The sequence below is a fragment of the Rhodococcus sp. LW-XY12 genome, from assembly GCF_019317345.1.
GTDB classification, from domain to species: domain Bacteria; phylum Actinomycetota; class Actinomycetes; order Mycobacteriales; family Mycobacteriaceae; genus Rhodococcus; species Rhodococcus pyridinivorans.
Window position 1 is genome coordinate 3,594,590 of sequence record NZ_CP079225.1, and the last position, 18,255, is coordinate 3,612,844.

Annotated in this window: 17 protein-coding genes, 5 pseudogenes and 1 riboswitch; of the genes and pseudogenes, 6 read left to right on the forward strand and 16 right to left on the reverse strand. The window is 65.9% G+C overall.

Annotation, left to right across the window (positions count from 1 at the left end):
• Positions 1-74 precede the first annotated feature (74 nt).
• From KXC42_RS16785 to KXC42_RS16835, 11 genes and pseudogenes are all read right to left on the reverse strand, one after another.
• A complete protein-coding gene (locus KXC42_RS16785; protein WP_019288552.1) occupies positions 75-878 on the reverse strand; it encodes an exodeoxyribonuclease III in 804 nt (267 codons plus the stop codon).
• Positions 879-997: 119 nt separating this feature from the next.
• Positions 998-1,633 carry an IS630 family transposase gene (locus KXC42_RS16790; protein ID WP_200358354.1) on the reverse strand — a complete coding sequence of 212 codons (636 nt, stop codon included), beginning with the start codon at positions 1,631-1,633 and terminating at the stop codon, positions 998-1,000.
• Positions 1,634-1,831, reverse strand: coding sequence for a winged helix-turn-helix domain-containing protein (locus tag KXC42_RS16795; protein WP_200358356.1), 198 nt, complete (start codon positions 1,829-1,831; stop codon positions 1,634-1,636).
• Positions 1,832-1,896: 65 nt separating this feature from the next.
• Positions 1,897-2,157: an IS3 family transposase gene (locus KXC42_RS16800; RefSeq protein WP_219129301.1), complete on the reverse strand. Its 261-nt coding sequence runs from the start codon at positions 2,155-2,157 to the stop codon at positions 1,897-1,899.
• Positions 2,158-2,308: 151 nt separating this feature from the next.
• Positions 2,309-2,632, reverse strand: a pseudogene (locus KXC42_RS27780) (hypothetical protein); the annotation flags it as partial.
• Positions 2,598-2,693 (reverse strand): annotated as a pseudogene (locus KXC42_RS27785) (protein-tyrosine-phosphatase); the annotation flags it as partial. The pseudogenes KXC42_RS27785 and KXC42_RS27780, both read right to left, overlap by 35 nt.
• 66 nt (positions 2,694-2,759) lie before the next feature.
• Positions 2,760-4,139 (reverse strand): glutamate decarboxylase, encoded by a 1,380-nt coding sequence (locus KXC42_RS16810; RefSeq protein ID WP_219129302.1) that lies wholly within the window; start codon positions 4,137-4,139, stop codon positions 2,760-2,762.
• 75 nt (positions 4,140-4,214) lie between these two features.
• Positions 4,215-4,469, reverse strand: a pseudogene (locus KXC42_RS16815) (hypothetical protein); the annotation flags it as partial.
• Positions 4,470-4,952: 483 nt separating this feature from the next.
• Positions 4,953-5,093, reverse strand: a complete 141-nt coding sequence (locus KXC42_RS16825) for a hypothetical protein (protein WP_219129303.1) — start codon at positions 5,091-5,093, stop codon at positions 4,953-4,955.
• Positions 5,090-5,713 carry an amidohydrolase family protein gene (locus KXC42_RS16830; RefSeq protein WP_219129304.1) on the reverse strand — a complete coding sequence of 208 codons (624 nt, stop codon included), beginning with the start codon at positions 5,711-5,713 and terminating at the stop codon, positions 5,090-5,092. The genes KXC42_RS16825 and KXC42_RS16830 overlap by 4 nt, the downstream gene beginning before the upstream one ends.
• A gap of 87 nt (positions 5,714-5,800) precedes the next feature.
• On the reverse strand, positions 5,801-6,235 hold the full coding sequence (locus KXC42_RS16835) for a hypothetical protein (protein ID WP_219129305.1): 435 nt from the start codon (positions 6,233-6,235) through the stop codon (positions 5,801-5,803).
• Positions 6,236-6,402: 167 nt separating this feature from the next.
• Between KXC42_RS16835 and KXC42_RS16840 the strand changes: the two are divergent.
• The 3 genes and pseudogenes from KXC42_RS16840 to KXC42_RS16850 all read left to right on the forward strand — a co-directional run bounded on the left by KXC42_RS16840 (position 6,403) and on the right by KXC42_RS16850 (position 12,019).
• A pseudogene (locus tag KXC42_RS16840) lies at positions 6,403-7,042 on the forward strand (hypothetical protein).
• 214 nt (positions 7,043-7,256) lie between these two features.
• Positions 7,257-9,833: a YhgE/Pip domain-containing protein gene (locus KXC42_RS16845; protein ID WP_039584846.1), complete on the forward strand. Its 2,577-nt coding sequence runs from the start codon at positions 7,257-7,259 to the stop codon at positions 9,831-9,833.
• A complete protein-coding gene (locus KXC42_RS16850) occupies positions 9,830-12,019 on the forward strand; it encodes a YhgE/Pip domain-containing protein (protein WP_039584847.1) in 2,190 nt (729 codons plus the stop codon). Before KXC42_RS16845 ends, KXC42_RS16850 begins: the two co-directional genes overlap by 4 nt.
• A gap of 97 nt (positions 12,020-12,116) precedes the next feature.
• On the opposite strand, the gene KXC42_RS16855 is transcribed toward KXC42_RS16850, so the two are convergent.
• A complete protein-coding gene (locus KXC42_RS16855) occupies positions 12,117-12,692 on the reverse strand; it encodes an IS630 family transposase (protein WP_197483277.1) in 576 nt (191 codons plus the stop codon).
• Positions 12,693-13,199 (reverse strand): winged helix-turn-helix domain-containing protein, encoded by a 507-nt coding sequence (locus tag KXC42_RS16860; protein ID WP_200358362.1) that lies wholly within the window; start codon positions 13,197-13,199, stop codon positions 12,693-12,695.
• Positions 13,200-13,335: 136 nt separating this feature from the next.
• On the opposite strand from KXC42_RS16860, the pseudogene KXC42_RS16865 reads away from it, so the two are divergent.
• A pseudogene (locus tag KXC42_RS16865) lies at positions 13,336-13,437 on the forward strand (IclR family transcriptional regulator); the annotation flags it as partial.
• Between the two features lie 113 nt (positions 13,438-13,550).
• Positions 13,551-13,697, forward strand: coding sequence for a hypothetical protein (locus KXC42_RS16870; RefSeq protein WP_174556231.1), 147 nt, complete (start codon positions 13,551-13,553; stop codon positions 13,695-13,697).
• Positions 13,698-13,743: 46 nt separating this feature from the next.
• Here KXC42_RS16870 and KXC42_RS16875 read toward each other — a convergent pair whose 3' ends face one another.
• Positions 13,744-14,958, reverse strand: coding sequence for a hypothetical protein (locus KXC42_RS16875; RefSeq protein ID WP_219129306.1), 1,215 nt, complete (start codon positions 14,956-14,958; stop codon positions 13,744-13,746).
• A gap of 147 nt (positions 14,959-15,105) precedes the next feature.
• A complete protein-coding gene (locus KXC42_RS16880; protein ID WP_039584849.1) occupies positions 15,106-16,323 on the reverse strand; it encodes an NADP-dependent isocitrate dehydrogenase in 1,218 nt (405 codons plus the stop codon).
• Positions 16,324-16,593: 270 nt separating this feature from the next.
• Positions 16,594-16,705, forward strand: a riboswitch (SAM riboswitch).
• A gap of 134 nt (positions 16,706-16,839) precedes the next feature.
• On the opposite strand from KXC42_RS16880, the gene KXC42_RS16885 reads away from it, so the two are divergent.
• A complete protein-coding gene (locus KXC42_RS16885; protein WP_024101561.1) occupies positions 16,840-17,967 on the forward strand; it encodes a homoserine O-acetyltransferase in 1,128 nt (375 codons plus the stop codon).
• Here KXC42_RS16885 and KXC42_RS16890 read toward each other — a convergent pair.
• Complete coding sequence (locus KXC42_RS16890; RefSeq protein WP_033097065.1) at positions 17,964-18,248, reverse strand: DUF3017 domain-containing protein; 285 nt, start codon at positions 18,246-18,248, stop codon at positions 17,964-17,966. The two genes, KXC42_RS16885 and KXC42_RS16890, sit on opposite strands and share 4 nt — an antisense overlap.
• Between the last annotated feature and the right edge of the window lie 7 nt (positions 18,249-18,255).

Here is an 18,255-nt window from a genome sequence, read left to right on the forward strand (position 1 = left end):
CCGTCGATGATTCCACGCAGGCCACGCCGCGCTGCGACCGAGGTGGGCACTTCTGCGCCGATCCGCAGAAGCGGTCAGCGATCGAAGGTCACGGTCACCGGTGCATGGTCGGACCAGCGCTGGTCGTAGCTCGCTGCGCGTTCGACGCGGGCCTCGCTCGCGCGGGCCGCCAGGCCCGGGGTCACGAGGTGGTAGTCGATGCGCCAGCCTGCGTCGGTGTCGAATGCCTTGCCGCGGTACGACCACCACGAATAGGGGCCCGCGACGTCGCCGTGGAGGTCGCGCACCACGTCGCGCCAGCCGGTCTCGAGGAGGTCGCCGACCCACGCGCGCTCCTCGGGCAGGAAGCCGGACTTCTTGACGTTGCCCTTCCAGTTCTTGATGTCCCGCTCGGTAGGGGCGATGTTCCAGTCGCCGCACACCACCATGTCGCGACCTGCGGCCGTCACCGCGGCGTACCGTTCGGCGAGGTAGGTCGCGAAGCTCTTCATGAAGTGTTCCTTCTCGTCCTGCTTCGGCGTCTGTGCTTCACCGGTCGGCAGGTAGAGGCTTCCCACCGTCACGTCGCCGAAGTCGGCCTCGATGTAGCGGCCGGCCGAGGCGAACTCGTCGACGTCGAATCCGACGCGGACGGCGTCCGCCGGGACACGCGAGAGGATCGCCACCCCGGCGCGGCCCTTGGCCGAGGACTCCGCGCCGACACAGTGCCATCCGGCCTCCAGCGCCGGGGCGATCGCGGCGTGGAACTGCTTCTCGGTGGCCCGCACCTCCTGCAGGCACACGATGTCGGCGGCCGACGAGGCGAGCCAGTCGACGAGACCCTTGGCTGCGGCTGCGCGCACGCCGTTGACGTTCACGGTGGTGATCACGAGAGGCACCGGGTCACCGTAGCCGACGCCGGCGATGCCACTGCTCCACCGTGGAAGGAGCCTGCCGTGAGAGTGGCTCACCCCACGACCGCGAGTTCCACAAGACGGAACACATTCACCATTTTCTCTCATTCAGCGGAACGTCCCGAGAGTATTAAAGATGGTTCGGTAATTGAGTGAGCGTAGATCATAACGAGAGCCTGGTGTGGTCGAGGAAGCCGTGACACACGGTCGTAGCTCGACCCGATCCGGGTCAGCCCTGCCTCGGTCGCCACACGAACCTCGTCGAGAGTATCGGGGCACAGGTTGGCCAGTTCGGTCGATTTCATGTTGCCCCAGACTTGTTCGATGGGATTGAGCTCGGGCGCATACGCCGGGAGACGTTCGACGTGGAGCCAGTCGCGCTGGGTCGCCAGCCACGCGGTCATCGCCCGGGACCGGTGGGCCATCAGTCCGTCCCAGAGCACGATGAGCTTCTCGCCGGCGAAGTGGCCACGCAGTTCGGTGAGGAACTCGATGAGTTTGTCGGTGTTGTAGGCACCGTCGGTCATGGAGAACACAAACGCACTGCGACTGCGGTCGGGCCGATAGGCCAGGACTCCGGCCATCGACAGGCGTTTCCAGGAGAACCGGTGATGCAGAACGGGTGTGTCGCCTTTCGGCGCCCAGGTTGCGCGGACCACCGGGAGCAGCGAGACGCCGCTTTCGTCCTGGAAGCAGATCCATGCACCTCGGCGCCGCGCTATTTTTTTATCCGCGGCCACTCATCTCTCGCGCCAGGCGACGATGGCGTCCTCGTCGCGTTCGACCGCGCGCCGTGCGGGCCGCCGCCGGCTCCAGCCGAGCCGGGTCCGCAGGATCGTCCAGGTCTGGGTGGGTCCGTAGGTCACGCGTCGAGCGCCACGTTGCTTGGCTTTCCGGTAGTTGGGCTCCTCGCCGGAACCAGTCTTCTTCCCTGCCATTCGTCAATGATCAAGCAGCGCGGTGTGAATCAAGTGCAACGACACACCCTATTACCGAAATATCTCTAGGTGAAGTCGGTGACCCACTTCCGGTTCGGCACCACGGCGGTGAAGTCACGATCGACCAGGTCAGGCGCCCGATCTGCCTTCCGGCCGCCGGGGATCGTAGTACGATCCCGGCGCCCACGAGTCACACCGGACAGGCCCTCGTCGCGCATCAACCGATCCACCGTGTGCTTGCCGACCTCGTGGCCCTGGTTGCGCAGGTGCACGGTCATCTTGCGGCGCCCGTACAGCCCCTCCGCGGCGCCGACGGTGCCGAGCAATGCATTCGTGACATGCGCGTCGGCGACGGTCCGTTCCGACGGCGGAGCGGTTTTCCAGTTCCGGTACGTGCGTGGGGCGACCTTGACGGGCCGCTGCCGCCCAACCGGTCCGGTCCTTGCCCGTCGTGCAGTGGATGAGCGCCGGCCGTACCTCGGGGTCGGCGAGCGCGGTGTACAGATGCCGGTATGCGGCCAGTGCGCTGTCGGATCCGACTATGTCGCGGTAACTTTCGGCGAGTAGCTGTTCCGCCCGTCCGTCGGGGCGTCGGCGAGCACGTCGACCACCACGTGAGCGGTGCCCTCGGGAAGTCGGTCCGGCTGCGCCGCCCGCTCCATCTCCGTGCGCAGGTCGAACACGGTGTGCACGCCGAGCGCAGCGACGCGGCGACACCGACGTCGCTGAGGCGGTTGAGTTCGACCGAGCGGTACAGGGCACCCCGACGAACGTGGCTGCCGTCGGAGACCGGCCATCCACCGATGTCGCGGAGATTCGGCAGGCCGTCTATCACGATGAGTTCGCCGGCGGCGCGTTTCACGTTGCGTCTCGCAATCTGTCGGGATCGGTCGTGGGGAAGCCGGGACCGCGGCTTCCCCCACGACGGTCAGTGGGCGAAGTGCGTCTTCGCCGGTCGATCGGTGTTCTTGCCTCGCAGCTCCCCGGTCACGCTGTCGAGGGCGTCCGCCAGCTTGGCTGCCAGGTCGCGACTGAAGCCTTCGCGTAGCACGATCCGCAGAACCGCGACGTCCTCGGCATCCGCGGGCATCGTGTAGGCCGGGACCTGGAATCCGCGGGCGCGCAGTTCGTGTGAGACGTCGAAGACGGTGAATCCCGGGTCGTCGACGATTTCGAAAGACAGAACGGGAATGGCGGTGCCGTCGGTGATGACATGCATGTTGTCGATCTTGGAGATCCGTTCGGAGGGCATCAGTGCGGTGTCGCGCAGGGACTCCATGATCGCGGTGTAGCCGGCGACACCGAGTCGGATGAAGTTGTAGTACTGGCCGACGACCTGGTTTCCGGGGCGCGAGAAGTTGAGGGTGAACGTCGGCATGTCTCCGCCGAGGTAGTTGACCCGGAACACCAGGTCCTCGGGCAGGTGCTCCTTCGAGCGCCAGACGACGAATCCGATGCCCGGGTAGGTCATGCCGTACTTGTGGCCGCTGACGTTGATCGACACCACACGGGGAATCCGGAAGTCCCACTGCAGTTCCGGGTGCAGGAACGGAACCACGAAGCCACCACTCGCCGCGTCCACGTGCACCGGGACGTCGGGCCCGCCTGCGGCGGCGATCTCGTCCAGCGCCTCGGCGATCTCGGCGACGGGTTCGAGCTCCCCGGTGAAGGTGGTGCCGAGGATCGCGACGACACCGATGGTGTTCTCGTCGACTGCATCCCGGACCTGTTCCGGGGTGATGACGTAGCGCCCCTTCTCCATGGGCAGGTACTTCGGTTCGACGTCGAAGTAGCGGCAGAACTTCTCCCACACGACCTGTACGTTGCTGCCGAGGATGAGGTTCGGACGGGTGGCGTCCTCTCCCGCCTCCTGACGCTTCTGCCGCCACTGCCACTTCAGGGCCAGACCTGCGAGCATCACCGCCTCGGACGATCCCACGGTCGACACACCGGTTGCCGACGCGGGATCGGCGGTGAGGTTCTCCGCGTGGAACAGGTCGGCCACCATGTTCACGCAGCGGGTCTCGATCTCCGCGGTGGCCGGGTACTCGTCCTTGTCGATCATGTTCTTGTCGAAGGTCTCGGCCATCAGACGATCGGCCTGCGGGTCCATCCAGGTGGTGACGAACGTGGCCAGGTTCAGCCGTGAACTGCCGTCGAGCATCAGCTCGTCGTGAATGAACCGGTAGGCCGCCTCGGGGTCGGTTTCGGACTTCGGAAGGCGGAGCGCGGGGACCGGGTCGGTCCCGAGCCGTCCGGTGTATGCCGGGGCGAGAGTCTCCGCGGGGGCCGAGTTGCGTTCTGACATCTGTTCCTCCACCGGGTCGAACGGACGATCCTTGGCGTGTACGGGTCGAGCGGGGGGTGGCCGGTTCGGGGTGGATCAGACCTCGATCGGGGGGTAGAGGCGTTCCATCGTGTAGCGGCGGTTGCGTCGCACGGACACGGCGCTGGCCGTGAGCGTGACGAGGAGGATGCCGGTGAGTACCGCGATCGCGATCCGCAGCCTGGAGTCGACGTGACCGGCGACGGTGGGCTGCCGGAGCCCGTTCACCGTGTAGGTCATCGGGTCGAACGGGTGGATGCACTGGAATGGTTTCGCGGTGGTCGGCACCGGATAGATGCCGCCGGCCCGGATTCCTTCACCCGGGGCACCATCCGGTACCACGGGGAATCCCCAGCGCAGCTGTTCTGTGACCAGGTAGCGGACGGTGACGGACGGCCGTACTTCTTCGAGTTCGTTCACGCACGCGATCGACGACTGCGCGAACACCGTCGTCTGCTTGTCGTTGCCGAGGACGGTCAACGAACCGGCATTGAGTCGCATCCGGCCGCACAGTGCCATCAGCAGTGCGGTTCGGACTGCACCGGCCTGGGCGGCGATGACGCTGACCCCGCCGAGGTCGATGTCGAGGTCGAGTGGGCCGAACACGTGCCCCCACGGCCCGTGCAGTTCGATGCTGCGGGCTGATACCAGGGTTCCTGCGGTGTTCGTGACGATTGGCGGCGGTGGCTGCCAACTCTCGGACTGCATGTCGACCAACTCGACCTCCGGATTCGGGTACAACGCACTGACCGATTCCGGCCACGTCACCCGGAATCGGATGTCTGTTAACGTGCGCTACTGGAGAAGGTTCTTGACCACGTTGCCGTTCTTGACGATGACGGAGAGGTGTTTCGCGGGGTCGGCCAGCAAGCTGAGATCTTCGAGTGGATTGCCGTCGACCAGCAGGACGTCCGCCCACGCGCCCTCGGCGATCACCCCGAACGGGGCCTGCCGGTACGGATCTCGCTCGCCGGCGAGCCGGAACAATTCGGCGTTGCCCGAGGTGAGCATCCGGAGGGCGTCGGCGTTGCTGTAGTGATCGCCGAGGCGTGCTGCCATCTCACTCTGCCGGTGCGCAAGCTGAGGTTCGAGCAGGAGATCAGTGCCCCATGCGGTCTTGACGCCGTGCTTGCGCGCCCACTCGTATACGTTGTCGTTCCCGAGCAGATCTCCTTGTCCTTGTCGGCTCGGTTCGGATCCGGGTAGTGGTGATCTCCCAACGCGAACGGCTGCATCGACAGCCAGACATCCTTCTCCGCCAGCAGGGCGATGGTCTCCTCGTCGGCGAGGTGGCCATGCTCGATCGACTTCACCCCTGCCGCGACCGCCCGGCGGATGCCCGTGACGTTGTAGACGTGCGTGGCGACGTAGGTTCCGTAGTCGGTGGCGGCGTGCACAGCCGCACGAAGTTCGGGATCGGTGAACTGGACGGTGTAGAGCGGGTCGTACATGGACGCGGCACCACCGCCGACCATCACCTTGATCTGGGATGCGCCCTTCTTGAGCTGCTCACGGACGGCGGCGAGGACGCGATCCGGCCCGTCAGCCACCCGCATGAACCCGATTTCCTCTGCGCGACTTTGATTTCCGCCGAGCGCTGTCGGACACTCGTAGACGAATCCGAAGTCGCCGTGCCCGCCGGTCTAGGAGATCGCGGCCTGCGACGGATAGATGCGAGGTCCCTCGAAGAGTCCGCGGTCGATCACCGACTTGATACTCCCGGTGTCGCCGGCCATGTCGCGCACCGCGGTGAATCCGCGGTGCAGCATGTTCTTGGCTTCGGCGAGACCGTTGAGTGCGATGTGGGATTCGGTTCCCGCCACCATGTCGACGTAGGAGTTGGCATTTCCGACCAGATGCACGTGGGCGTCACTCATGCCCGGCATCAGGACACGATTTCCACCGTCGATGACGATGGTTTCCCGGCTCGGATCTTCGCCGACAGGGGAGCTGGACACCCCCGCGATGGTCGCCCCGTCGATCAGGACGTCACCGGTGACGAGTGACGGCGACACGCCGTCGTATACACGAACGTTACGGAACAGCAAACGAGTACCAGCGTCCGATTTGGGTGGCATGGGCCGACCGTAACACCGAGGAAGCCGTCCTGCTCGCCACGGCGCGGGCAACCCGTTCCGTGTCGACCCGAGGGGCGCGATTCGTCGAATCACACGAGGTTGTCGTGTCGACAAATGGACCGAGTGTCGTGCTGAAAGTATCTGGGATTCTAACTATCATGCGGCGCATGTTGATTCACCGGACACTGCGAATGCAGTCCTGGGGCTTCGTGATCGGCTCCGCCCTCTTCGCGCTCGGTTCGGCGCCGTATCTGTCTGCTGTCTTCGGGGGTCATGCTCGCGAACGTCTTCTTCTTCGCGGGATCCTGGTTCTTCACCGCAGCCGCGTTCCTACAGCTAACGTTGAGTCAACCGGCCACCGTCGTCGACGCCGGCCGTCCCGCGGTCCGCGCGCTGTGGCTGGCTGCCGCAGTCCAGCTACTCGGGACGATCCTGTTCAACATCAGCACCGGCTCCGCACTCCACGCCCACACCGTGAAAGGGGAGATGCACCTGGTCTGGAATCCGAACGCGGAAGGCTCCATCGCCTTCCTCGTTTCAAGCGCCCTCGCCGTACTCATTCTGTTCAGAGCCGGAACCTACTGGGCACCGAAGTCGAGGGACTGGCAGAGCGTCTGGCTCAACACCCTCGGTTCGATCGCGTTCGGCATCTCCGCAGTCGGAGCATTCGTCCTGCACCACGGGACCTCGCTCGACCCCAACTTGGCCAACGTGGGCACGTTCGTCGGCGCAGTGTGCTTCCTCCTGGCGTCTGCAGTCTTCCTCGGTCGCAGGAAATCGGCGCCGGAGCCGCTCCCGGTGTCGTGATTCCGCGGTGTCCATCCCGCTTCCGCCGCGACAGTGTTCGCCGAGCGATCATCGAGGCGACCGCAGACGTGCCCGGCAAGTACCCGTTCGAGACAACCAATCAGGCCGCACACGCGGCCTGAACCGCTCAACCCCACGAGTCAACTGAAGTGGGGGAAGTCCCTTATCCACGGTGCGATCCATGAATGCCCATACAGCTAAGCGGGGAAAGTGCATGCGCAACGCCTACAAGGTGCTTCGTCGTGACCTCACGCGTATCCGTCGGGCTCCGAAGTCGTGGGCGATCATCATCGGACTGCTGGTGCTGCCCTCGCTCTACGCCTGGGTCAACATCATCGCGTTCTGGGATCCGTATGGGAACGCGGACCACATCAAGGTCGCCGTCGTCAACCAGGACGAGGGAGCCAGTACCGAGCTGACCGGTGAAGTGAACGTCGGCGAGCAGGTGGTGGCCCAGCTCAAGTCGAACGACCAGCTCGGCTGGCAGTTCATGGATGAGGACGCGGCCATGGAATCGGTCAGGTCCGGCGAGAGCTACGCCGCGATCGTCATGCCCCCCGATTTCAGCAAGAACCTCCTCACCATCGTCACCGGCGACTTCGTCCGGCCGGAACTCGAGTACTACACCAACGAGAAGGCCAACGCGATCGCCCCGAAGATCACCGAGGTCGGTGCGTCCACGCTCGACACGCAGATCAACTCGAACTTCGTCTCCACCGTCGCACAGACCATCGCCAAGGAAGCCGAGCAGGCCGGGGTCGATGCGGGAGACTGGCTGGTCGATTCGCGCAGCCAGACGCTGACCGCGTTGGACCAGGCCCTCGCGACGGTCCAGGCCACCCGCACGACCCTGACCGAGTTGAACGGCACGCTCGAGCCCGGGGCGGCGGCGCTCACCGATGCCAGGCGAGCCCTGGAGCGGGTGGACGCGGCCATCGGGGACGTCACCGCAGCGGTCTCCGACGCGCAGGGCCTCGTCAACGAGGTCCAGGGCGACCTGGTCAAGTTCTCCGACACCCTGACCGGCGCCTACGTCTCCGGCACGGCGAACCTCACGGGCGCCACCACCCGCCTCAACGAGAGCGTCGGGCAGGTCGCGGTCGGCGCCGACGCGGCCCGGTCGGCTCTCAGCACAGCTCAGCGTGATGTGCAGGCGGTGATCACCGCAAATCAGGCGCTACTCGCCACCATGCTTCCTCTCGTCGCCGCCACCCCTGACGGGCTGCCGCTCAAGAACCAGCTGAACCAGGTGATCGGCGCGCTCGAAGCGCAGACGGTCCGCGATCAGGAGCTCCTGGCGACCCTGGAGGCCGCGCAGGCTGGTGTGTCCACGGTGGCCGATCAGACGGCCGCCGCGTCGGAGGCCATGGCCGCCGCCCAGCGTTCCTCCGGCGCGCTGCAGAGTGTGTTGTCGGGGACCTTCCCGGGGCTCAACCAGTCCATGTCGTCGCTGTCCGCGACCGTCGGGGCGTTCTCCTCGGCGCTCGATTCGCAGCGTGTGCTCGTGGGCGAGGCCGTTGGCATGCTCACCGAACTGGAATCGGTCATGGATGAGACCGGCACCGCAGTGTCGTCGCTGGACGGGAACCTCGCGGACGTGCAATCGGATCTCATCGCCCTGCAGACCGACCTCAGTGCGATCAGTGCCACGGACCTCCTCAACCAGGTGAGCACACTGACCTCGCTCGACCCGGACACGATCGCCGAATTCATGGCGGGGCCCGTGGTGGTCCACGAGAACGACCTGTTCCCGGTGCCGGCCTACGGCTCGTCGATGGCGCCCCTGTTCACCAACCTGTCGCTGTGGATCGCCGGGTTCGTGTTGATGGTGCTGTTCAAGCTCGAGGTCGACGACGAGGATGTCGAGGGCCTGACGGTGCGGCAGGCGTACTTCGGGCGCTGGCTGCTGTTCGCGGTGATGAACGTCATCCAGGCGCTGCTGGTGAGCATCGGCAATGTGGTGATCGGCGTCCAGACGGTCAACCCCGTCGTGTTCGTCGCCACGGCGGTGTTCATCGGCCTCGTCTACATGTCCATCATCTATGCGCTCTCGGTGTCCTTCGGCTACATCGGTAAGGGCATAGCCGTGTTGCTGGTGATCATGCAGATTCCCGGCGCCTCGGGAATCTATCCGATCGAGATGATGCCGGACTTCTTCCGGGCGTTGTTCCCGTTCTTCCCGTTCACGTACGGGATCGACGCGCTGCGCGAGACCATCGGCGGCTTTTACGGCTTGCACTACCTCCGGTGCATGGCCGTACTCGTACTCTTCGCCGCGCTGGCCTTCATCCTCGGGCTGTTCCTCCGCCAGCGGCTGGGCAACTTCGCTCGATTGTTCAACAGCAAGTTGGCCGATACCGGTCTGTTCCTGAGCGAGGACGTGCAGATCCTCGGCTCCCGTCACAGGCTCACCCAGTTGGTGCAGGCCCTGACCGATCGGGACAAGTTCCGGGAGGACAACGCCCGCAAGCGTCGTTGGCTGGACACCAACCACAAGGCCGCGCAGCGCGCCGCACTGTTCGCCGGCGTGATCGGGTCCGTGGTTCTCTTCGTGATCGGGTCCGTCTTCCCCGATGAGAAGGCCACAGTCCTCGGGCTGTGGGGGCTCCTGTGCCTTCTCGTTATGGGTTCGATCGTGGTGGTCGAGTACATCAACCAGAACGTCCTGTACGGCGCAGAGGTCAGCGATCTTCCAGACGATGCGTTGAAGCGAGCTCTGGCACAGGAAGATATCGCGATCAGGTCGGACGCCCGACTCGACCAGCTTGAGAAGCAGGGACAGAACGCGTGAACAACATCATCACCCTGATCCGTCATGACTTCCGTCAGGCCACCAGCAACGTGGTCGCGGCGGTGGTGCTCGTCGGCGTCATACTGATCCCCTCCTTCTTCGCGTGGTTCAACGTGTTGTCGAGCTGGGACCCGTTCGACAACGTCAACAACCTCGAGGTCGCGGTCGCCAGCGCCGACGAGGGTTTCGAGAGCGACCTGTTCCCGATGCGCGTGAACGTGGGCGACCAGGTGGTCTCGCAGCTGCGCGCCAACAGCGACATCGACTGGCAGTTCGTCTCGGAGGAAGAAGCGATCGAGGGCACCAAGTCCGAGGAGTACTACGCAGCGATCGTGCTGCCGAAGGACTTCAGCCAGAAGATGCTGACCTTCATCGCCCCCGGCGCCTCGCCGGTGGAGATCGACCTCTACGTCAACGAGAAGAAGAACGCACTCTCCTCGCTGATCACCGGCGAGGCCGCGACGGAGGTATCGACGCAGATCAACACCAGCTTTACCAAGACCCTCAACGAGGTCGGCCTGGCGCTGGTGTCGTCATTGGCCACCTATCTCGAGGGCTCCGAGACGCAGCAGACTCTGGACCGGCTGCAGGCTTCGGTGGGCGGGATCTCCACCCAGCTGAATTCGGCAGCCGGCACTGCCGACATCTTCGCAGTGGTGCTCTCGTCTGCCGACAGTCTGCTCTCCAGCGCCGGTTCGCTCGCCACCGCATCGTCCGATGCCGTGCGGGACACCTCCGGAGCGATCGGACAGGGTGCCGGTGCCGTCACCTCCGCCCGGGACGTCCTCGCATCGACGTCCGAGCGACTCTCGCAGGCCTTCAGCGCCAGCGCCGGAAGCTTCGAGGCTCTTCGTGCCGAGGTCGACCGGATCTTGGGCAACTCGCCGTCGCCGCAGTCCGTGGCGACGCTGTCGCAGGCCTCCTGGATAGTCGGGCAGCAGGCCGAGTCGTACGCCCAGCTTCGTGATCGGTTGCGGGACCAGGCATCGGCGGCAGGTCTGGACCCTGTGACCCGGGACGCTGTGAATCTTCTCGCCGATCGAGTCGCTGGCATCGTCGACCGTCAGGAGGCTCTCGAGCAGCGCCTCGACGCGGCGGCGGCCGGTCCCCAGTCGACGGGTGACGTTGCCGCGGCGCGCAGCGCAATCCTGCGGGACGTGGATGCCGTACAGGCAGCGATCGTCGGGGCGCGGGACCAGTACACCAACAGCCTGCGGCCGAAGCTCGACCGACTCGCAGGCGACCTCTCCAGAGTGGAGGGGAACTTCGCGGGTATCGGTCAGGATCTGCGAGCAGCGGAGCAGTCGCTGTCCGCCGGGGCGGGTTCGCTGAGTGCCGGCCTCTCCGACGCGGAGACCGCGGTCCGGCTGCTCGCGAGCGATCTCCGTGGGACCTCGGATATCTTTGCCGATCTCGAGGCGGCCCTCGCGCGTGCCGAGAACACCGGTGACCTCAGCAAGGTGACCGAGATCATCGGCTCGAACCCGGCGACGTTCGCCTCCCAGCTCGCCTCTCCGGTGAACCTCAAGGAAATCCCGGTGTTCAAGGTCGACAACTTCGGTTCGCAGATGGCGCCGCTGTACACGGTCCTCGGGCTCTGGGTGGGTTCGCTGCTGCTCGCGGTGCTCATCCGCACCGAGGTCTCGCGCGAGTCGCTTCCACCGCTCGATAAGCCGCTCAAGCCGTGGCAGGAGTATTTCGGCCACTACGCGATCTTCGGCGGGATGGCTCTTCTGCAGAGCACGATCCTCTTCGTGGGCCTCATCGGCTTCGTCGGGGTTCGTCCGGCGCACCCGTTCCTGTTGATCCTCGCCGGGTGGGTGATGTCGTTCGTCTTCTCGCTCATCACGTACACGCTTGTGCTTGCATTTGGCGAGGCGGGTAAGGCAATAGGGGTGCTCCTGCTGGTCGTGCAGATCTCCGCGGGTGGGGGTGCGTATCCGTTGGCGGTCCTGCCGGAGTGGTTCCAGAACATCAGCCCGTTCGTCCCGGTCTCCCATGCCACGACAGCGGTGCGCGCGGCTATCGCGGGAATTTACGATGCCGACTACTGGAAGGCGCTAGGCTTCCTGTTGCTGTTCACTCTGCCGGTCCTGCTGATCGGTTTGGTCTTGCGCCTGGCGGTGAAGAATTTCAACGATGATCTGAATTCGTCGTTGGAGGGGACCAAGCTCCTGAGCGTGTGAGCGCTCAGCACCCGACTACTGCTTCAGGAGATCAGCCACCTCATCAGAGATGGCTACTGCACGGTTAAAGATGGTTCGGTAATTGAGTGAGCGTAGATCATAACGAGAGCCTGGTGTGGTCGAGGAAGCCGTGACACAGGTCGTAGCTCGACCCGATCCGGGTCAGCCCTGCCTCGGTCGCCACACGAACCTCGTCGAGAGTATCGGGGCACAGGTTGGCCAGTTCGGTGGATTTCATGTTGCCCCAGACTTGTTCGATGGGATTGAGCTCGGGCGCATACGCCGGGAGACGTTCGACGTGGAGCCAGTCGCGCTGGGTCGCCAGCCACGCGGTCATCGCCCGGGACCGGTGGGCCATCAGTCCGTCCCAGAGCACGATGAGCTTCTCGCCGGCGAAGTGGCCACGCAGTTCGGTGAGGAACTCGATGAGTTTGTCGGTGTTGTAGGCACCGTCGGTCATGGAGAACACAAACGCACTGCGACTGCGGTCGGGCCGATAGGCCAGGACTCCGGCCATCGACAGGCGTTTCCAGGAGAACCGGTGATGCAGAACGGGTGTGTCGCCTTTCGGCGCCCAGGTTGCGCGGACCACCGGGAGCAGCGAGACGCCGCTTTCGTCCTGGAAGCAGATCCATGCACCTCGGCGCCGCGCTATTTTTTTATCCGCGGCCACTCATCTCTCGCGCCAGGCGACGATGGCGTCCTCGTCGCGTTCGACCGCGCGCCGTGCGGGCCGCCGCCGGCTCCAGCCGAGCCGGGTCCGCAGGATCGTCCAGGTCTGGGTGGGTCCGTAGGTCACGCCGGTGAGCCGCTCGATGACGATCGCGACCCGTCCCAGGGTCCACACCCCGGTGGCGAAGCCATGAGCTTGGGGTCCTTTGAGCAATTCCTCTCGGATCACTTCGATCTGGGTGTCGTCGAGGCGGGGCCGGCGTCCAGCTCGCCTGGGCCCTTCGAGTGCGTCACTGCCCCCGTCGGCCCATTGCCGATACCAGCGTGAGGCGGTCTGCTGGGTCACCTCCAGTTCGACCGCGACATCGATCTGTCGTCGTCCTGCGGCGAACATCTCCGCGGCGCGCATTCGCCGGTCACGCAACGCCTCGAAATCGCGTCGAGCGCCACGTTGCTTGGCTTTCCGGTAGTTGGGCTCCTCGCCGGAACCAGTCTTCTTCCCTGCCATTCGTCAATGATCAAGCAGCGCGGTGTGAATCAAGTGCAACGACACACCCTATTACCGAAATATCTCTACTGGGAAACACTCATGTGTTCCATTCTGCGGATTGCTCGGACTGTTCTGTGGGCCTGGAGTGACTCGCATGACACAGGCATCGACGGTCGCCGGAGCCGACGGCGGCGTGCGGAGCGTCGCCCGCGCGTTCGATCTGCTCAACGCATTCGACGCCGAGCACCCGATCCGGACGCTGCGCGAACTCGTCGGGATCACCGGGCTCCCCAAGTCGACGGTGGTGGACTGGCCGCTCTCGGATCGACCACCGAGATCACCGTCCGGGTCCGCCGTGCAGGCGAGATCGTGTGGGAGGGCACGGCGCTCTCCCGGATCGACACTCCCCTCGAGTGGGAATGGCTGCGCGCCGGGGGTCTGTTCGGCCACCTGCTGACCGAGCAGACGGAGCGGCAGCGCGCAACGCACCGCGATCCGGTGGGCGCGCACCGGTAGACGAGTGGATCGACGGGGCCGTCCTCCGAGGAGGACGTCCCCGTCGTCATGTCCGGTCCGCCGGAGCGACACGGGCGACGGTGCGCGCCCGCACGATCAGATGACGGAGCGGCGGGACGGAACCCTCCGCTCGACCGTTTCTCCGACCACCGTCGAGCTCGGCGCGCCGCACCCGGTACCGCTCGCGCAGCACCGCGGCGCGCAGGGCGGCGGTGACACCCGGGAAGCGACCCCGACGGCCCACCCCGACGGTGCCGAGGAGCAGGACGGCAGCCGGCAGGACTATCCAGGTGTACAGGACGGCGGCGGAGGCGATCGCCTCGGCGACGGCGTCCTCGTCGAGTGCCGCCCACACGATTCCCGCAGCGACCACGACGTAGAGGGTGCCACCCAACGCCGCGGCCAGGACCGCGCCGACGTATCGGCGGAGCAACCAGCAGCGGACCGTCCACAGCACGAGGACGACGGCCGTGAACATCGTGATCGCGGACGTGACCACCACGAAGACCATGTCCGAGGAATCCAGGAAGGGCCCGGAGCCCGACTCGTCGTCGAACACCACGATCATGAGGAGCCCCGTCACCACCGTGACGACGGCCAGGACCGCGAGTTCGACGGCGAGCGCCGCGAAGGGGTGGCCGGCGACCCGCGGGTCGCCCGGTCGCAGCCTCGCCGCCGTGGCGAGCAGTTCACGTCGGCGCAGCAGCGACGCCTCCCGGCGCAGACGACGGCGGGCACCGACGCCGCGTTGGGTCGCGAGGAACAGGTCCTGGCTGAGTACCACGATCACGAAGACCGCCGGGAACAGCAGCAGCGCCGCCAGATCCACGGAGTGCGGGAGACCGTCGAGCAGCGCTGCGACGAAGGTCATCGTCGCTCCGACACCGAACACCGACCCGCACAGTTCGAGGTGCTCGAGGCGCAACGCCTCGGTCGATCGGGACGAACCCTCGGCGGCGATGACCGGTCCGAGCGACCACGCGATGAGATTGAGCGCGATGACGAGGGCGGCGAGCACCCCGAGGACGGCGGCGGCCTCACCCATCGTGAGGGTGGTGAGCACGCCGCTGCGCACCGGCGTGGACCGGTCGTAGGCCAGTTCGTCGGTGCGGCGGGCGATCGCGTGGATCAGATTCGGCGCGAGCGCGACGGGCAGGTAGGCCAGCGCCGAGCCGAACATCAGCGCCCACACCCGGGTCCAGAAGCGCCGGCGGGCATGCGCCCCGCCGCGACCTTCGGAGTCGGTGGCAGTGGTGGTCACGGCCGTCCTCCTCCCGGGCACTACGGCGGTGATGCGACTGACAGTGGTACACGGAACGGTAGCCCGTGCCGGGAGTGCTCAGGAACACGACACGGGACGCCCGGTGCGGGCGTCCCGTGTTCGTGCTGCCGAGAAACGAGCCGAAGGTCAGGCGCGAGCCTTCTGCAGGTTCTCGTCGAGTGCGCCGAGGAACTCCTCGGTGGTCAGCCAGCCCTGCTCCGGGCCGACGAGCAGTGCGAGGTCCTTGGTCATCTGACCGGCTTCGACGGTCTTGATGACGACGTCCTCGAGCTGCTGCGCGAACTCGATGACCTCGGGGGTGTTGTCCAGCTTGCCGCGGTGCTCGAGGCCACGGGTCCAGGCGAAGATCGACGCGATCGGGTTCGTCGACGTCGGCTTGCCCTGCTGGTGCTGACGGTAGTGCCGGGTGACGGTGCCGTGTGCGGCCTCCGCCTCGACGGTCTTGCCATCCGGGGTCATCAGGACGGAGGTCATCAGCCCCAGCGAGCCGTAGCCCTGCGCGACGGTGTCGGACTGGACGTCGCCGTCGTAGTTCTTGCAGGCCCAGACGTAGCCGCCCTCCCACTTGAGGGACGATGCGACCATGTCGTCGATGAGGCGGTGCTCGTAGGTGAGACCGGCGGCGTCGAACTCCGCCTTGAACTCTTCCTCGTAGATCCGCTGGAACTCGTCCTTGAACATGCCGTCGTAGGCCTTCAGGATCGTGTTCTTGGTCGACAGGTAGACCGGGTAGTTGCGCTGCAGGCCGTACGAGAGCGAGGCGCGCGCGAAGTCCTGGATGGACTTCTTGTAGTTGTACATACCCATCACGACGCCGCCGTCCTCGGGGATCTGGCAGACCTCGTGCTGGATCGGCTCGCTGCCGTCCTCGGGCGTGAAGGTGATGGTGACGGTGCCCGGGCGGTCGACCTTGAAGTCGGTGGCGCGGTACTGATCGCCGAACGCGTGACGGCCGACGATGACGGGCTTGGTCCAGCCCGGCACCAGACGCGGCACGTTCGAGATGATGATGGGCGCGCGGAAGATGGTGCCGCCGAGGATGTTACGGATGGTGCCGTTGGGCGACCGCCACATCTTCTTCAGGCCGAACTCCTCGACACGCGCTTCGTCGGGGGTGATGGTGGCGCACTTGACGCCGACGTTGTGCTTCTTGATGGCGTTCGCCGCATCGACCGTCACCTGGTCGTCGGTGGCGTCGCGGTTCTCCACGCCGAGGTCGTAGTACTCGAGATCCACGTCCAGGTACGGGTGGATCAGCTTGTCCTTGATGAACTGCCAGATGATGCGGGTCATCTCGTCGCCGTCGAGTTCGACGACCTTACCTTCAACCTTGATCTTGGACATATGCGTTTCGTGTCCTCCTAGGACGTTTCTGTAGGTCCCCAATCGACCGCACTTTGTGGGTGCGGTCGCCGTCGGCTCGCGAGCAGCGAGCATGGCCGTGTCCACGTCCTGAACCGCGGCCAAACATGACAAGCGTACTGCTATTGCCGACGACCGCAAAGCGCCTCGTCCCACCCTCACGCCCTACCGACCGGTAACTTTCCTGCTGGTCAGGGATGTTCAGAGGGTGCATAAAGACCCTGCAACGGAGAGTCGCTAGACTGCCGGGAAAGTCATGAGTGCCAGCGTCAAGCCCCGGCTTGCTGGCCGGCAACCCTCCGACCGGGGTGGGGTGCTCCGGGTGATGACACGGTCGGTGGAACCCCACCGACAAGCCTGTTGTCGGGAGGACTGAGATGATGATGTGCTGTCGCACCCAAGTCACGATCACACCTCCCATCACCGCCGGAAGGACACGATGACCGACATCCGCAGCCGGCGCTGCCGGCCCACCGCGAGCCTCGAGGCGGTCATCTCTTGACGGCGGGCACCGAGCGGCGTCGCGTCGAACTGCCCCCGGCAGACGGACGCCTCGACACCATCGACATCGGCGATCTCGCGCTCGAGAGCGGCGAGACGCTGCCGAACGTCACCGTCGCCGTGCAGAGGTGGGGCGAACTGTCCCCCGCCCGCGACAACGTGGTGCTCGTCGAACACGCCCTCACCGGCGACTCGCACGTCACCGGCCCCGCCGGACCGGACCATCCGTCCCCCGGCTGGTGGTCGGGCATGGTCGGCCCCGGTGCTCCGATCGACACCGACCGCTGGTGCGTGGTTTCGACGAACATTCTCGGCGGGTGCCGCGGCACCACCGGCCCCGGCAGCACCGCACCCGACGGCAAGGCCTGGGGATCCCGCTTCCCGCTGATCACCGTACGCGACCAGGTGGCGGCCGAGGTGGCGCTGCTCGACAGGCTCGGCATCGACGTCCTCGCCGCCGTGACCGGCGGATCGATGGGTGGCATGCGCACCCTCGAGTGGATCATCGCGTACCCGGAGCGGGTGCGAGCGTCGCTCGTCCTCGCCACCGGTGCCCGCGCGACCGCCGACCAGATCGGCACCCAGACCGCGCAGATGGCTGCCATCACGGCCGACCCCGACTGGCAGGGCGGCGACTACTACGGCACGGGGCGGCGTCCCGAAGCCGGACTCGCCATCGCCCGGACCATCGCGCACCTCACCTACCGGACCGAACTCGAACTCGACACGCGCTTCGGGAATCTACCCCAGGACGACGAGGACCCGTGGCGCGGCGGCCGGTACGCCGTGCAGAGCTATCTCGAGCACCAGGCGCGCAAGCTCGTCGCGCGTTTCGATCCCGGTACCTACGTGGTGTTGTCCGACGTGATGAACCGGCACGACGTCGGGCGCGGACGCGGCGGCGTCGAGGCCGCACTCGCGTCCACCCCGGTCCCGACGATCGTCGCCGGCGTCGACTCCGACCGCCTGTACCCGCTGCGCCTGCAGCAGGAGATCGCCGATCTGCTCCCGGGATCGGGCGACCTGCGTGTGCTCGTCTCCCGCGACGGACACGACGGATTCCTCACCGAGGCCGACGAGGTCGCGAAGCTCCTCGTCGAACTGATGAAGCTCGCCGAGGGCTAGTCGGTTCCCAGCGGGTCGATCGACGCGGCGAGCGCCACCACGATTCCGCCGACGACCATCATCGAGGCGACGTCGAACGCCTTGCCGCGTACCGCGAGGACACCGACCTTGTCCTCGTCGAGAGCCCAGCGGAACAGGCCGGCGAGGATGGTGGCGCCGCCGAAGACGAACGCTCCGCGTCGCCACCGATCGGCGATCACCAAGATCACCGCTGCCGCGATCACCAGAGTGACCGCGAGCAGCGGCAGGTTCAGACGCGTGAATCGCATAGCCTGAGCCATCTCGTCT